Genomic DNA, 14,995 nt, shown 5'->3' on the forward strand with positions numbered 1-14,995 from the left:
CCATGGCCCGCGCCCCCTTGCTGCAACTATCCGATATCTCCCTGACCTTCGGGGGCGAGCCTGTCTTCGCCGACCTGTCCTTGGTGGTGCAGCCGGGCGATCGCATCGCACTGGTCGGGCGGAACGGATCGGGGAAGTCCACGCTGCTGAAGGTCATGGCCGGACTGGTCGAGCCCGACCGCGGGGACCGCGTGCTGGGGCCGGGGACGACCGTCGGCTACATGGAGCAGGACCCGACGATGGAGGGGTTCGCGACGCTGGGTGATTACGCGGCCGCGACCCTGGCGCCGGAGGACGCATGGCGGATCGAGGCCGCGGCGGAGGGGCTGAAGCTGTCGCTCGACCGGGATCCGGGGCGGGCCTCGGGGGGGGAGCGGCGGCGCGCGGCGTTGGCGCGCCTGCTGGCCGAAGCGCCGGGGCTGATGCTTCTGGACGAGCCGACGAACCACCTGGACATCGAAGCCATCGCCTGGCTGGAGGCGGAGTTGGCGCAGACGCAGGCGGCCTATGTCCTGATCTCCCACGACAGGGCCTTCCTACGCGCCTTGACCCGCGCAACGCTGTGGATCGATCGCGGCGCCGTCCGGCGCCAGGACAAAGGGTTCGACGCGTTCGAGGGGTGGCGCGACACCGTCTGGGCGGAGGAGGATGCCGCGCGTCACAAGCTGGACCGCAAGATCGCGGCCGAAGCGCGCTGGGCGGTCGAAGGGATCAGCGCCCGGCGCAAGCGGAACCAGGGCCGGGTCCGCGCGCTGGGGAAGTTGCGGGCCCAACGCGACGGGCAGGTCCGACGCCAGGGCACGGCGGCGATGGAACTGGACGCGGCCCCGCAATCGGGCAAACGCGTGATCGAGGCCAAGGGGGTGGCGAAGGCGTTCGGCGAGGCCACGATCGTCCGCGACTTCGACCTGCGGGTGGCCAAGGGCGACCGCGTCGCCTTCGTCGGGCCGAACGGGGCGGGCAAGACGACGCTGGTGAACCTGCTGATCGGGCAGGACGACCCCGACGAAGGCACCGTCCAGTTGGGCAAGAACCTGGAGCTCGCGGTCTTCGACCAGGCCCGCGCGCAGTTGGAGCCCGACGCGACCTTGTGGGACACGCTGACGCTGGATCCGCAACTGGGGGTCAGCGGCGCGTCCGATCAGGTGATGGTCCGGGGCACGCCGCGGCACGTCGCCGGCTATCTGAAGGACTTCCTATTCGACGACCGGCGCCTGAAGGCGCCCGTCCGGTCCCTGTCGGGGGGTGAGAAGGCGCGCCTGCTGTTGGCGCGCATCATGGCGATGCCGTCCAACCTGCTGGTCCTGGACGAACCCACGAACGACCTGGACGTCGAGACGCTCGACCTGCTGCAGGAGGTTCTGGACGGCTTCGATGGCACGGTCCTGCTGGTCAGCCACGACCGGGACTTTCTGGACCGCGTGGCCACCCTGACCGTGGCGCCCCTGGGCGGGGGGCGGTGGGGCGTGTTCGCAGGCGGCTGGACGGACTATGCGATGCAGCGTCCGGACGCGGCGGAGCAAGCCGGACTGGCATCCAGGCGCAAGGCCGCGAAGGCCGGGGTGAAGCCTGCCGCCGACCCCGTCCAACCGGCCCTGTCCTTCACGCAAGCCCATCGGCTGAAGGCCCTGCCGGACGAGATCGCGCGGCTGGAGGCGGAGATCGCGAAGCTGGCGGAGCTGCTGTCCGACGCGGACCTGTTCGCGACCCAGCCTGCGAAGTTCCGCAAGGCCACGGACATGCTGGCGGAGCGTCAGGCCGCGCTGACGGCGGCGGAGGACGAATGGCTGCAATTGGAGGATTTGGCGGCGCAGGGTTGACCCGTACCCCTCGAACGCGCGTCTCTGCGACAATCGTACGACGACGGGGGCGGGCGACATGGACGATACGATCGGACGGCCGGACGACGATCACGTCGATCTGAATCACGTATCACTCCTCCGGATGAGCTATCTGACGCAGCAGAACCGCGCGTTGATCGCGCAGGTCCAGTTCGCCGACGCGAAGGCGGGCGCCTTGCTGGCGGTGATGGGGCTCGTCGTCACGCGCGAGCCGGACATGCTGATCGGAGTCACGCAGGCGGAGCCGTTCGGCATCGCCTATGCGGTCGCGCTGGCCGCGGCACTGGTCTTCGCGTTGGCGACCGTCTTCCCCCGCTACCCCGGCAAGCGCGGCCGGGCCCGGATCGCGGAGGGGGAGCGGTGGTCCTGGCTGGCGATGCGGGCGCGTGGCGACGACTTCGCGGCCTGGGCCACGGGGGCCGAGACGGCGGATCTGGTCGGATCCGCCGCACGCTCCAACGTCGGCCTGTCGCGCGTGATACACGCGAAGTTCAGGATGATGCGCTTGGCCTTCGCCGCCGCGGGCGTCCTGTTCGGTTTGACGGCGGCCCGGTACGCCGGCGTGGCCTAGGCGCAGATGCCGGGCAGGTCGGCGGCCCAGGGCACGGTGACGATGCGGGGGAACGCGTCCGGCGGGGCCACGGGCAGGACGGGGGACAGCAGGTCGAACAGGCGGGCCGTCCGTTCGCCGTCGCTGTCGAGCGTGGCGCAGCAAAGGTATTCCTCCACCAGGGAGGCCTGTTCCTCGTATCCGCGGGCCAGGAAGGGGGCCGCGTCCTCACTGACGAACAGATAGGGGTCGTCGGTGAACACCTGCTCGCCCAACGCCTTGAGCGGGTGATAGCCCGTCAGCGCGCGGTTCTGCCATTGCCAGACATGCGTCATCTCGTGCGCGAAGAACATCGCCAGGGCCAGGTCCAGCGGCTCGCCCGCCACGAAGTCGGGGGGCGCGATGACGGGGGCCGCGAACAGGCGCTGGAACACCACGATCCCGCCCGTGCGCGCGGTGATGCGTCCCGTCAGCGGCGGGCCGATGCGTTCGCGGCAGGTGACGCGGGGCCGCGCGTCGTAGGTGATGGGGAAGATCGACACGGCCGGGGTGGCGGTGATGCGCACCGCGTCCACGTCCAGCGTGTCGCCGTGCAGGGGGGCCAGGAACGCGACCTCCGCCTCCGTCAGGGGGCGGCCGCCGCAGGCCGACAGCACGGCGAGGGATGCCAACGCCAGCCAGGCGGATCGCATCGCGGCCGCCCCCTTCAGTCCGCGCGCGCCACGCGCCGGGGCGGCATCCTGCCCGCGATCTCCAGGATCAGCTTGCGGCGGATGGCGTCGACGAACGTGTCCCGCGTCGCGGCCTCCACCACGAAGGCGCCGTTCCCGCCGATGATCCGCCGTTCGTAGACGTCCGGCAGGTCGGCGCGCGCGCCTTCCGCCGTGACGGCCAGCGCGTTGATCGTGATGCCGTCCGCCACGACCGCGTCGCGGGCCTGCTCGATCGGCGGGCCATAGGTGTTCCCGTCCGTGTCGCCGGAGAAGTCGATGACCTTCCGCCACCCTTCGATGTCGTTCCCGTCGATCAGGTCCCGTCCGAACAGCAGGGCCGACCCGATGGCGTTCCGCCCGTTCGATCCGCGCGGCCCCCCGTCGGTCAGGGCGGCGGCGAAGGCCCGGGCCTGATCCTCCGTCGCGATGCGGGTCCAGGGCACGACCACACCCTGTCCGGTCGCCCATTCGACGTATGTCACGGCGATGGAGCCATAGGCCGTCTCCGCGATGGCCCCCAGCACGCGGGGATCGGTGATCGCCTTGGCATAGCTGAGGCGCTGGAACATCAACTCCGCCTGGCTGATGGAGCCGGACGCGTCGGCCAGCAGAACCAGTTCCAGGTCCGTGTCCTGCGCCGCGGCGGGCGTCGTCAGGCAAAGGAGGAGGGCGAGGCGGTGGAGGAACGGGGGCATGGCGGAAGCGTAGCAGATCGGATGCGGGGGGCCAGCGAAACACGCGACCCTGCCGTGCGCCCGCGACCCCGTGGCGCGATCAGCTGTCCGCGACGCAGGCGGGCGTGATGCCCAAGGCCAGTACGGGGCAGCCGCCGTTGCGGCCCGCGTCCAGGCGGTACAGGAGCTTGCCCATCCAGGTGGTGGAGGCGCCGAACTTGGCCGCCACGGGGGTCGCGCCTTCTGTCCCGTCGTCGTTCAGGACGCGCCCGAGCGAACGCAGATAGCGCGCGTCGAGCGACGCGCCCCGCGTCAGGATGATGCCGACGTCCACCGCGCCGGAGGCATAGAACGCGCCGAACGCGGCCAGGTCGCGGTCGTAGGTCTGGTCCTTGCTGTTCCATTCCAGGTCCAGCGCGACCCGCCCGTGGACGAAGTCGATGCGGTGCCCGTCCAGGAACCCCATGCGATCGTAGCGCGCCAGGACGCGGCCGTCGCGGGCGGAATGCAGGCGCACGTTCAAGTCGGCGGCGACGCGCGTTTCCTGCCAGTCGGGGCCGAACAGGGTGTCCACGTACTTGGCGATCGGTCCCTTGCTGCCGCCGGGGCTGCGGATCATCGTCTTGGTGATCCGGAACCGGCGCAGGGCGTCCAGCACCTGCGCGTACTGGTCCGGGAAGCTGCCCGCCAGGATCGTGGCGGCGTTGCGATAGCTGAACACCTCGAACCGGGCGCGGATGTCGGCGGGCACGTGACGGTCCACAAGGGCCGCCGCGTCCGCCACGTCGCCCGCGCTGACGTCGGCGTCGAACAGGCCGGGCTGGGTCCCGTTCATTCCGCGGCGTGGGCGGAGTTGTGCTTGTAGGTCGCCCAATCGGGCCGGTAGTCGTCGTCCGCCTGGTTGCCCCAGACGGTCCAGCCGTCGCGCCGCCCGCGTCCGAACAGCTCGAGGTACGGGCCGGGGGAGCAGGATTCGATCACCTCGTACTGCTCGTCCGGCTTGCGGGAATGTTCGCGCTTGCGGCTGGCGATCAGGTTCACCTGCCGCCGTCCGGGTGCCAGGGTGCGGGCGTTCTTGCCCCGCACGCCGAACAGCAGCAGCTCCGTCACGTTGCGGAAGTAGAAGCCCACCCCGCGCCCGTCCGATTCGCCGTCCTTGCGGATCTTGTGCCAGACGATGTTGGACTTGTACGCGAAGCCCCAGGCGTCCAGCACCCGCAGCCCGTCGGGCAGCAGCGCGTTGGGCACCCACATGTAGCAATGCGCCGGTTCCGTCACGTGGTCGGCGACCGGCAGGGCGCAGATGTCGTCCAGCTCCATCGTCGGATAGCGGGCCAGACGCTTGTGTTCGGGCGCGACCTTGCCCGTGCGGTTCGTGAACCGCCACGGGGGGTCCGCCATCACGGTCTGGAAGCGTTGCCCGGCCAGGAAGTCGCGGAGGTCGGTGGTGGCCTGATGGGTCAACGCGATTCCTTGCGTGGCGTGGGACAGAGGTAGAACACGGGGGGCGGGGAGTCGACGGTGGATCGGGATGGGCTTGGAGGGTGAGGTGCGCGGGTGACGCCCTGCGCTGCCCCAAGCGCCGTCATGGTCGGGAGCGGCGCGACGATCCACCCCCGCGGCGTTCGGGACGGGTGGAGGGTGGATTGCCGGGTCGAGCCCGGCAATGACGGGCGGAGGGGTGGGCTGGGCGTGCCAGGATGGCCCGCGCTTCGCTGCGATGCGGCGATGTCTTCTCCGGCCTGGGGCGGCGTCGTGCGTGTCCGTGGGAACAGTCTGACCGGGAGCGCGGGGTCGGGGCAAGGGGCCGGGATCCTCAACGGGGGTTGGGGTCCGGGGGCATGGGGCGTCCCGAACGGGGTCCCGCGCGGCGGGGTGGGGGCGGGTCTGGCTTGTGTCTGCTGCGCGTCTGCGGGGCGTCGGACGGATTCGCGATTCGCGCCGGCCAGGCGGGTCCCCCGGTTGCGGCGTCCGTGTGAGCCGTTCGCTGCCGTAGGGTGGGTGCAACCCACCGCTTCGCGTCATTGGGCGTTCGGGCAATGGTGGGTTCCACCCACCCTACGGTCCGTTAACCTGCGTGCGGCATGTCACTTTCATGGCCAACTACATCCGCACCCGACTGCCCGGTGGGACGTTCTTCTTCACCGTCAACTTGGCCCAGGCCGACAGTCGATTGCTGGTGGAGCGGATCGATCTGCTGCGTGCAGCTTACGATGCCGTCCGACGAGCGCACCCGTTCCGTACCGATGCCATCGTCGTGCTGCCCAACCACCTGCACGCCGTTTGGACGATGTCGGATGACGACGGAGATTACTCGAATCGCTGGCGACTCATCAAACGCAACTTCACCGTCGCGTTGGGCCAGACCCGCGACCGCACTGGCAGCAAGGCCGCCCGGGGGGAAGCCGGTATCTGGCAACGCCGCTTCTGGGAACGGTGCATCCGGAACGAAGCGGAATACACCGCCACCGTTCGATACGTTCTGACCAACCCCGTCAAACACGGCTTTACCACCCGCGCCGTCGATTGGCCCCACTCGTCCATTCACCGCGACATCCGCGCGGGCCGGTTGTCGCCCGAGGGATTGTAGGGTGGGTGCAACCCACCGCTTCGTGTCACTTATAGTTCTTGCAATGGTGGGCTTCACGCACTCTACGCATGCTACAGATGCTGCAATTACAGTGTGACAGCTAACCCCCGTTAACACTATCGCACCTTTCGGAATACGCCATCGTTCTGGACCCACTTCTCAACCTGGGGGTGCCAACGAGAATACTTGTCGTATAAGAATATCCATCTAATCCACTCTGTGTTCTTCTCATGAGGCATGGGTACGAAATAGATGCATAAGTACAATGGTATGAGGACCACCACGGCGACGGCAAGAAGAACTGAAAGACCTTCGACGAAGCTCAAGGTATGATTAAGCGTCAGGTCGATGGATGTGCCTATTAGGAAGAATGAAAACGCAACTAGTGGTACGACGAGGACGCAGAACACTATAGCAACGATGGTTTCGGCGATCTTCGAGAAGGGATACCTTTCCTTGAGAAACAAATTCAACCCTGGCGGGAGGCCCAACGATAGATCTTCCTCATCTCGCGTAAGAGCTGGATAAAGCACATGATTAAATCCATGAATTTTGACTTGTTGAGCATACTGGCTTTGAAGGGAATTAAGAAGCCAATATTGAATGAAGGCGATAAATGAGAGAAAATAGATTACCGCGGATATCGCTAGTATATAAGGGAGTGGAATTGACGCGGTAATGTCGCCGATCGTTAGAGAGATATTAGAGCCTTCGCGCAACGAGTTCATTAGAAGGAAGAGAAATAGCATTAGGGACCAACTCTTCACGAGCTGACGGAGTGCCCTTGCCTTGTTTCTAGCTACACTCTCATAGGCCCCCACCCAATTGCTTCCATGAGGAAACAGAAGCCGCATTGTCGTATATGCTTCGTGCAGGCGAAGACGGGCTAAAGACACTTTAACGGGGGACATCTTTAGACATCCAACTCCTCCGCAAACCGCGCATTCTCGCTGATATACTCGAACCGCAACTCCGGTTTCTTCCCCATCAGCCGCTCCACCAAATCCCCCGTTTCCCCCGGCAGGTCCTCATCCACCGTCACGCGGATCAGCTTGCGGGATGCTGGGTCCATCGTGGTGTCCTTCAGGTCCTTGGCGTCCATCTCGCCCAGGCCCTTGAAGCGGCTGACGTCGATCTTGCCCTTGCCGCCCAAGCCCTTGGCCATCCAGGCCTCCCGCTCCGCCTCGTCTAGACAGTACACGCGCTTGGCCCCCTGGGTCAGGCGGAACAGGGGGGGGCAGGCGAGGTAGAGGTGGCCGGCGTCGATCATGGGGCGCATCTGGCTGAAGAAGAACGTCATCAGGAGCGACGCGATGTGCGCGCCGTCCACGTCGGCGTCGGTCATGATGATGACCTTGTCGTAGCGCAGGTCGGTCAGGTCGAACTTCGTGCCCAGGCCCACGCCCAGCGCCTGGGACAGGTCCGCGATCTCGGCGTTCGCGCCCAGCTTTGAGGACGCGGCGCCCAGGACGTTCAGGATCTTGCCGCGCAGGGGCAGCAGGGCCTGGGTGCGCCGGTCGCGGGCCATCTTGGCGGATCCGCCCGCGCTGTCGCCTTCGACGATGAACAGCTCCGTCCCGTCGCGGCTGGTGGCGGTGCAGTCGACCAGCTTGCCGGGCAGGCGCAGGCGCTTGGTGGCGGACTTGCGCTGGGTCTCCTTCTCCTGCCGCCGACGCAGGCGTTCCTCCGCCCGCAGGACGAGGAAGTCGAGGATCGCTCCGGCCGCCTTCGTGTCCTGCGCCAGCCAGGTGTCGAACCGGTCGCGGACGGATTGCTCGACCAGCTTGGCGGCCTCCACCGTGGCCAGGCGGTCCTTGGTCTGGCCCACGAATTCGGGTTCGCGGATGAAGCAGGACACCAGCGCGCAACCGCCCGTAAGCAGGTCGTCGCGCGTGATCTGCGCCGCCTTGCGGTTGTTCGCAAGTTCGCCATAGGCCTTGATCCCCTTGAGGATCGCCGACCAGAAGCCGCCCTCGTGCGTGCCGCCTTCGGGCGTGGGGACCGTGTTGCAGTAGGATTGCGTGAACCCGTCGCGCACGGGCGTCCAGTTCACGGCCCATTCGACCTTGCCCGGCACGCCGAACCGTTCCCCGAAGTCGACCGTGCCGGCGAAGGCCGCGTCGGCATAGGTGACGGCCCCGCCCAGCGTCTCGGACAAGTAGTCGGACAGGCCGCCGGGGAAGTGGAACCGCGCCTCCACCGGCGTGGTGCCGTCGTCGACCGCGGACTTCCAGCGGATCTCCACCCCGCTGAACAGGTACGCCTTGGACCGCGCCATCCCCAGCAGGCGGGCGGGGCGCAGGGCGTGCTTGCCGAAGATCTCCGCGTCCGGGTGGAAGGTGACGGTCGTGCCGCGCCGGTTGGGGGCGGCGCCGACCTTCTCCACCGGGCCCTGGGGGACGCCGCGGCTGAACCGCTGCTCGAACACCGCGCGGTCGCGGGCGACCTGCACCACCATCGAATCGGACAGGGCGTTGACCACCGACGCGCCGACGCCGTGCAGGCCGCCCGACGTCTGGTACGCATCGCCGGAGAACTTGCCCCCCGCGTGCAGCGTGCACAGGATCACCTCCAACGCGGACTTGCCTGGGAACTTGGGGTGCGGGTCGATGGGGATGCCGCGCCCGTTGTCGCGGATCGTGCAGGCCCCGTCGGCGTGAAGCTCCACCTCGATGCGGTTGGCGTGGCCGGCCACGGCCTCGTCCATCGCGTTGTCCAGGATCTCGGCCACCATGTGGTGCAGCGCGCGCTCGTCGGTGCCGCCGATATACATGCCGGGCCGCTTGCGCACCGGCTCCAACCCCTCCAGCACCTCGATGCTGGACGCGTCGTAGGCGGGGGCGGGGCGGTTCGGCAGGTCTTCGGGCATGGACGGCGGACTCCCTGTGGATGGAACAAACGTAGTCCATCGGCCTGCGATACGAAAGGCGTCCCCCCGATCGGGCCGCGGCTGTTCCCCCCGTGCCGCAGAGGCGGTAACGGTGCGGCCATGGCACGGATACTCCTGACCGGCGGGGCCGGATACATCGGCTCGCACACCTATACGGCGCTGGTCGCGGCGGGGCACCGGGCGGTGATCCTCGACGATTTCTCGAACGCCGACCCGGGCGTGATCGACCGGCTGGACCGCATCGCGGGCGTGCGCCCGGACGTGGTGGAAGGATCGGTGCTGGACCGCGCGATCCTGGACCGGACCTTCGCGGACCACGCGATCGACGCGGTGATCCACTTCGCGGCCCGCAAGGCGGTGGGGGAAAGCACGGCGATCCCGCTGGATTACTTCCAGACCAACGTCACGGGGCTGATCGAGCTGGCGCAGGCAGCTAAGGCCGCGGGGGTCTGGCGGATCGTCTTCTCCAGCACGGCCACGGTCTATGGCGCGCCCGACCGCTTCCCCATCCCCGAAACGGCGCCGCTGTCCTATACCAACCCCTATGCGTTCACGAAGCTGACCTGCGAGCGGATCCTGCAGCAGGCGGCGGACGCGGACCCGTTCGTCGTTGGGATCCTGCGCTACTTCAACCCGGTGGGGGCGCATCCCAGCGGGCTGATCGGCGAGGATCCGAAGGGCGTCCCCGACAACCTGATGCCGTTCATGGCGAAGGTCGCGATGGGCGAGCTGCCGGAGCTGTCGGTGTTCGGCGACGATTACGACACGCCGGACGGGACCTGCCTGCGCGACTACATCCACGTGATGGACCTGGCCCGCGCCCACGTCCTGTCGGTGGAGGCGCTGCTGGGCGGGCGCCCCCATGTGTTGAACATCGGGACGGGGGTGCCGACATCGGTCCTGGCGATGCACGCGGCCTACGGGGCGGCGGTGGGACGCGAGCTGCCGTACCGCATCGCCCCGCGCCGTCCCGGCGACGTGCCCCGCCTGGACGCGGACCCGTCGCGCGCCGCCGAGGTCTTAGGCTTCCGGGCGGAACTGGACCTGGACGCGATGTGTCGCGATTCGTGGCGCTGGGTGCGGGCGCAGGCGGCGGGATGGCGGTTGAACGACCCGGGTTAGGCGCCGATCAGGCCGGTTCGGGCACGCAGCGCCCCTGTCGCCAGCGCACGGCCTCGGGTAGGCCCGCCCAGCCGAAGCCGCGTGACGTCGGACCGTGGCGGTCCAGGGACCGCAGCGCCTCCATCGCCTCCGCCACGTCCGGACGGTGGCCCGGCGGGACCCACCACATCGCGAAGTGCATCGACCCCAGCGCGTCGAACCATTCCGCCCGGCGTTCGTAGAACCGCGCGTGCAGCGTGCCCCAGACGAACGTCTCGAACGCCGCGCCGTCGCGCCAGGTGGATGCGTTGTAGATGACCCGCGGATCGTCCGCGACCTGGGTGTCCGTCGCGTTCCCGCTGGCATCGACGTGCCGCCACACGAAGCCGTCCACCCGGTCCGCGATGCCGTTGATCCGGTCCAGCGCGTCGGCAAAGGGCGCCACGACCGGGCTGCCGATCGGGGCCTTCAGGCGGGCGACGTTGACCTCCGCCAAATGCCAGTCGGGGGCAGGCGGGTGGAACAGGGACACGGTCAGACCATGTCGCGCACGGCCTGGGCCACGGCATCGGCCGTGATCCCGAAATGATCGTACAGGACGTCCCCCGGGGCCGACGCGCCGAAGCCGTCCATGCCGACGAAGGCCGCGCGGTTGGCGCGACCGCGTTCGCCGCACAGCCAGCGGTCCCAGCCTATGCGGGCCGCCGCCTCCACCGCCACGCGGACGGGGCCCGCCGGCAGGATGCGGCGGCGATAGGCCTCCTCCTGCGCCTCGAACAGTTCCCAGCAGGGCATGGACACGACCCGCGTGCCGATCCCGTCCTCGTGCAGCAGGGCGCGGGCCTCCATCGCGATCTCGACCTCGGAGCCCGTGGCCATCAGGATCGCCATGCGCCGCCCCTCGGCCTCCGCCAGCACGTATGCGCCCTGGGCCACCATGTTCTTGGACTTGTGCTCGGTCCGCAGCGTCGGCAGGCCCTGGCGGGTCAGCGACAGGACGGACGGTGTCGACCGGGACGTCAGCGCCAGCTCCCACGCCTCCGCCGTCTCGACCGTGTCGCAGGGGCGGAACACGTTCAGGTTGGGCGTCGCCCGCAGCATGGCGAGGTGTTCCACCGGCTGGTGGGTCGGCCCGTCCTCGCCCAGGCCGATGCTGTCATGCGTCATCACATAGGTCGTTGGCACGCCCATCAGCGCGGACAGCCGCATCGCGGGGCGGGCATAGTCGGCGAAGCACAGGAACGTCCCACCATAGGACCGGATGCCCCCGTGCAGCGCCATCCCGTTCATGGCGGCCGCCATGCCGTGCTCGCGGATGCCGAAATGGATGTACCGGCCCGACCGGTCCTCGGGCGAGAAGATGCCCAGATCCGACGTCAGCGTGTTGTTCGACCCCGTCAGGTCGGCGGACCCGCCCATCGTTTCCGGCATGATGGGGTTCACGACCTCCAGCACCGTTTCCGACGACTTGCGGGTCGCCATCTTGGGCGCGCCTTCGGAGATTTGGCGCTTCAGCGCCTTGATCGTCGCCGACAGCTTGCGCGGCGCCTCGCCCGACAGCGCGCGCTCGAACTCCGTCCGCTTGGACTGCGACAGGGCGTCGAACCGGGCCTGCCATTCGGCCCGGACGGGCGCGCCGCGGCGGCCGATCTCCTCCCACTCCGCCTTCAGGTCGTCGCGGATCTCGAAGTCGGCGGCGTCCCAGGCATAGCCCTTCTTGGCGGCCGCGATGTCGCCGGCATCCGTGATCGCGCCGTGGCCCTTGCCCGTCCCCGCCAGGGTGGAGCCCAGGGCGATCTGGGTCTTGCAGGCGATCATCGTCGGCCGGGTCGCGCCCTTCGTCGCCTCCAAGGCGGCGTCGACGGCGGCCGGGTCGTGGCCGTCCACCTCGGCCACGTCCCAGCCGCATGCGCGGAACCGCGCCAACTGATCGGTCGTGTCCGCCAGGCTGACCTTGCCGTCGATGGTGATTCCGTTGTCGTCGAACAACACGACCAGATGCGACAGCGCCAGCTTGCCGGCCAGGGCGACGGCCTCGTGCGACACCCCTTCCATCAGGCATCCGTCGCCCGCGATCACGAAGGTCCGGTGGTCGACGATCTTGCGGCCCCACCGCGCCCGCTGTCGTTCCTCCGCGATGGCGAGGCCCACGGCGGTCGCCAGACCCTGGCCCAGGGGGCCGGTCGTGACCTCGATCCCCGGGGCGTGGCCGTATTCGGGGTGGCCCGCGGTGATGGATCCCAGCTGCCGGAAGCGGCGGATCTGGTCCAACGTCATCTCGGGGTAGCCGGTCAGATACAGCAGCGAATACAGCAGCATGGACCCGTGCCCCGTCGACAGGACGAAACGGTCCCGATCGGGCCAGTCGGGGGCGGCGGCGTCGAACGTCAGGTGCTTCTCGAACAGGACGGTCGCGACGTCGGCCATGCCGAGGGGCATGCCGGAATGCCCCGAATTGGCCGCGGCCACCGCGTCCAGGGTCAGTGTCCGGATCGCGGCGGCACGGCGCCAATGGGACGGATCGGCGCGGCGGAGGGCTTCCAGGTCGGGGGTCTGGTCCAGCATCGAGACGTCCTCTTGTCGTAGATCGGCCACCGGCTTAACAGCCCAGGACGCGCGCGCAAGGCGGAGGCGTTGACCTCTCCGGACCTTTGATGTCCCTTGCCTGCAAAGGAAGACGGAAGGATCGAGCAATGGCCGAACCGTCGGAGATGGAGCAATCGCTCGCCCGGCTCGAAGCGGCGCTCAGCGCCACGGCGGACGCGTTGGACGGTCCACCGCCGGAGGATCTGACCCCGCAGCTCGACGCGGCGCGGGCCGACCTGTCCCGGGCCCGCGACGACCTGGAAGGCGCACGCGCCCGGATCGAAGCCCTGGAGGCGGAGGTCGAGGGCCATCAGCGCGAGGTGGAGGAGGCCCGCGACCGCGTCGCCGCCGACATGGCCCGCCCCCCCGTCGCCGCCGACGCGGAGGAGGGGACACGCCTGCGCGCCGCCCTGGAGGCGCTGACCGCGTCGAACCAGCAGTTGCGCGACGGTGCCGACGGCGCGGCGGACGCGTCCCTGCAGGCCGAGATCGACGCCCTGCGCGCGGCCCGCGCCATGGACCTGGCCGAGATGCGCGCCCTGCTGGCCGAACTGGAACCGTTGATGGAGTCGGAAGATGCCTGAGATGACCGTGCAAGTCGGGGGGAAGAACTTCACCGTGTCCTGCCAGGACGGGGAGGAGAGCTATCTGTCCTCCGCCGCCGAGATGCTGGACCGGGAAGCGCAGACGCTGGTGTCGGCGGGGGCCCGCCTTACGACGGACCGGATGCTGCTGATGGCGGGGCTGATGCTGGCCGACCGGGCGATATCGGCCGACGAGGAGCTGCGCGGCATGGACCGCCGGCTCGCGCAGCAGACCAAGGAGCTCGACGAGTTCCGCAACCGGCCCGCCCCCGCCCCGGAACGGGTGGAGGTCGAGGTGGTCAAGGAGGTGGAGGTCGTCCGCGAGGTCGTGCCGGAGGCGTCCATCGAACGGTTGGAGGCGCTGGCGAAGAAGGCGGAGGAATTGGCGGCGAAGGCGCGGGAGAACCGGGCGGTTCGGGATGGGAATGGCAAGGCGGTGGCGGAGGGGTGAGGCGTCACGTTCGATTGGGTACGCGGCTCGACACCATGTCCTGCTCGACCACGCCGAGGGCGAGGCTGCCGTACTCATAGCCGCGGTCTTCGAAGTATCTGTAATAGTCCTGCAATCCGTCCCGGCCACGAGCCCGGAAATCCCAAAGAGCTTCAGTATCGAATGCCCTTAACAAGTCAGCCATCGGATGGCTCCTCTAGTAAGCAAGTGGTAAAATCTCTCGCACGCGTGACGATTAGGGGAAGCTGGCCAAGAATATCGCGGTCGAAATTGGTTTCGGCAAAAACAGGTTCGATCTTTACATGCAGTTCGCATTGCGGGTTCGGCACATCGGCGACAGTTTTGCACCAGACGATCTCGGAGACGTCGCCGGTCATATCGAACCGCGCCCAAGCTTCGGGCGCATCAGCAGCACGATCTGCGCCAGGGTAGGTGACACCGAGGAAGCCGCCCGGTAGGTCGCGACCAGTGAGGCGGTAATCCTCCCACACCCAGTACTCGACGCCGTGCACGTCCGTAGCGAGGCGGCGGTCGGCAGGAGGCTTACCCGCAGATCGTGGAAGTCGTGCCGCCAGTGGATATAGGTCTACACCCGTCACCATGATCCGCAGTTCGTCCTCGTCCAGCGACGAGCCTCGGAACGGCAGCCCCGTCGCGAGCGACAGTTCGAACACCTCCGCCACCGTCGGCCCCGCCGACGTGCCGCCGAAGGCTGCCGCCCCCTGCGCCTCGTAGGTAGGGTCGTAGCGGATCGGCTCGGGGCGGTCCTCCTCGATGCCCCGCGCGCGGTACTGACTGACCATCAGGTCGCGCTCTATCAACGGGCCGTGGCGGTAGGGCACGCAGTCGAGCGCGGCGGCAGGCTGTGCGAGCACCGTGACCGACAGCAGGACGGCCAGGGCGGAGGCAAGGCCCAAGGTCGTGCCATATTGGATCGTCAAGGTCCGTCCCCTCCACTCTGCCAACGGCTCTAACCCATCCCACCGGCAGACTACCGATAGCCGCCCCAGCATCG

Annotated in this window: 15 protein-coding genes; 6 read left to right on the forward strand and 9 right to left on the reverse strand. The window is 68.4% G+C overall.

Features of this window, described 5'->3' with window-relative positions; all coding sequences use genetic code 11:
• Positions 1-2 precede the first annotated feature (2 nt).
• Positions 3-1,820 (forward strand): ABC-F family ATP-binding cassette domain-containing protein, encoded by a 1,818-nt coding sequence (locus tag P0084_RS00405; protein ID WP_308914819.1) that lies wholly within the window; start codon positions 3-5, stop codon positions 1,818-1,820.
• 58 nt (positions 1,821-1,878) lie between these two features.
• Positions 1,879-2,412, forward strand: a complete 534-nt coding sequence (locus P0084_RS00410) for a Pycsar system effector family protein (RefSeq protein ID WP_308914820.1) — start codon at positions 1,879-1,881, stop codon at positions 2,410-2,412.
• Here the strand turns inward: P0084_RS00410 and P0084_RS00415 are convergent.
• The 4 genes from P0084_RS00415 to P0084_RS00430 all read right to left on the reverse strand — a co-directional run bounded on the left by P0084_RS00415 (position 2,409) and on the right by P0084_RS00430 (position 5,179).
• Entirely contained in the window at positions 2,409-3,083 is a 675-nt protein-coding gene (locus tag P0084_RS00415; RefSeq protein WP_308914821.1) for a hypothetical protein, read from the reverse strand. The two genes, P0084_RS00410 and P0084_RS00415, sit on opposite strands and share 4 nt — an antisense overlap.
• A gap of 14 nt (positions 3,084-3,097) precedes the next feature.
• Positions 3,098-3,799 carry a DUF1194 domain-containing protein gene (locus tag P0084_RS00420; RefSeq protein ID WP_308914822.1) on the reverse strand — a complete coding sequence of 234 codons (702 nt, stop codon included), beginning with the start codon at positions 3,797-3,799 and terminating at the stop codon, positions 3,098-3,100.
• Positions 3,800-3,878: 79 nt separating this feature from the next.
• Positions 3,879-4,613, reverse strand: a complete 735-nt coding sequence (locus P0084_RS00425; protein WP_308914823.1) for a BglII/BstYI family type II restriction endonuclease — start codon at positions 4,611-4,613, stop codon at positions 3,879-3,881.
• Positions 4,610-5,179, reverse strand: coding sequence for an MT-A70 family methyltransferase (locus P0084_RS00430; RefSeq protein ID WP_374213573.1), 570 nt, complete (start codon positions 5,177-5,179; stop codon positions 4,610-4,612). Before P0084_RS00430 ends, P0084_RS00425 begins: the two co-directional genes overlap by 4 nt.
• Before the next feature lie 694 nt (positions 5,180-5,873).
• Between P0084_RS00430 and P0084_RS00435 the strand changes: the two genes are divergently transcribed.
• The gene (locus P0084_RS00435) at positions 5,874-6,368 is read left to right on the forward strand and encodes an REP-associated tyrosine transposase (protein WP_308914825.1); all 495 of its coding nucleotides are present in this window, start codon (positions 5,874-5,876) and stop codon (positions 6,366-6,368) included.
• 913 nt (positions 6,369-7,281) lie between these two features.
• Here the strand turns inward: P0084_RS00435 and parE are convergent.
• On the reverse strand, positions 7,282-9,237 hold the full coding sequence (gene parE / locus P0084_RS00440; RefSeq protein WP_308914826.1) for a DNA topoisomerase IV subunit B: 1,956 nt from the start codon (positions 9,235-9,237) through the stop codon (positions 7,282-7,284).
• A 120-nt stretch (positions 9,238-9,357) separates the two neighbouring features.
• Here parE and galE point away from each other — a divergent pair, with 120 nt between their 5' ends.
• Positions 9,358-10,380, forward strand: coding sequence for a UDP-glucose 4-epimerase GalE (galE, locus tag P0084_RS00445; protein ID WP_308914827.1), 1,023 nt, complete (start codon positions 9,358-9,360; stop codon positions 10,378-10,380).
• Between the two features lie 7 nt (positions 10,381-10,387).
• On the opposite strand, the gene P0084_RS00450 is transcribed toward galE, so the two are convergent.
• Positions 10,388-10,891: a DUF3291 domain-containing protein gene (locus P0084_RS00450; RefSeq protein WP_308914828.1), complete on the reverse strand. Its 504-nt coding sequence runs from the start codon at positions 10,889-10,891 to the stop codon at positions 10,388-10,390.
• A gap of 2 nt (positions 10,892-10,893) precedes the next feature.
• On the reverse strand, positions 10,894-12,924 hold the full coding sequence (gene tkt / locus P0084_RS00455) for a transketolase (RefSeq protein WP_308914829.1): 2,031 nt from the start codon (positions 12,922-12,924) through the stop codon (positions 10,894-10,896).
• 128 nt (positions 12,925-13,052) lie between these two features.
• Here tkt and P0084_RS00460 point away from each other — a divergent pair, with 128 nt between their 5' ends.
• Complete coding sequence (locus P0084_RS00460; RefSeq protein WP_308914830.1) at positions 13,053-13,529, forward strand: hypothetical protein; 477 nt, start codon at positions 13,053-13,055, stop codon at positions 13,527-13,529.
• A gap of 1 nt (position 13,530) precedes the next feature.
• A complete protein-coding gene (locus P0084_RS00465; protein WP_308914831.1) occupies positions 13,531-13,980 on the forward strand; it encodes a cell division protein ZapA in 450 nt (149 codons plus the stop codon).
• Positions 13,981-13,984: 4 nt separating this feature from the next.
• Here the strand turns inward: P0084_RS00465 and P0084_RS00470 are convergent, their stop codons facing one another.
• Both P0084_RS00470 and P0084_RS00475 read right to left on the reverse strand, forming a co-directional pair.
• A complete protein-coding gene (locus tag P0084_RS00470) occupies positions 13,985-14,164 on the reverse strand; it encodes a hypothetical protein (RefSeq protein WP_308914832.1) in 180 nt (59 codons plus the stop codon).
• Positions 14,157-14,921, reverse strand: coding sequence for a hypothetical protein (locus P0084_RS00475; RefSeq protein ID WP_308914833.1), 765 nt, complete (start codon positions 14,919-14,921; stop codon positions 14,157-14,159). Before P0084_RS00475 ends, P0084_RS00470 begins: the two co-directional genes overlap by 8 nt.
• Positions 14,922-14,995: the final 74 nt, after the last annotated feature.

The organism is Jannaschia maritima (assembly GCF_030973515.1).
In the GTDB taxonomy this organism is placed as follows: Bacteria; Pseudomonadota; Alphaproteobacteria; order Rhodobacterales; family Rhodobacteraceae; genus Jannaschia; species Jannaschia maritima.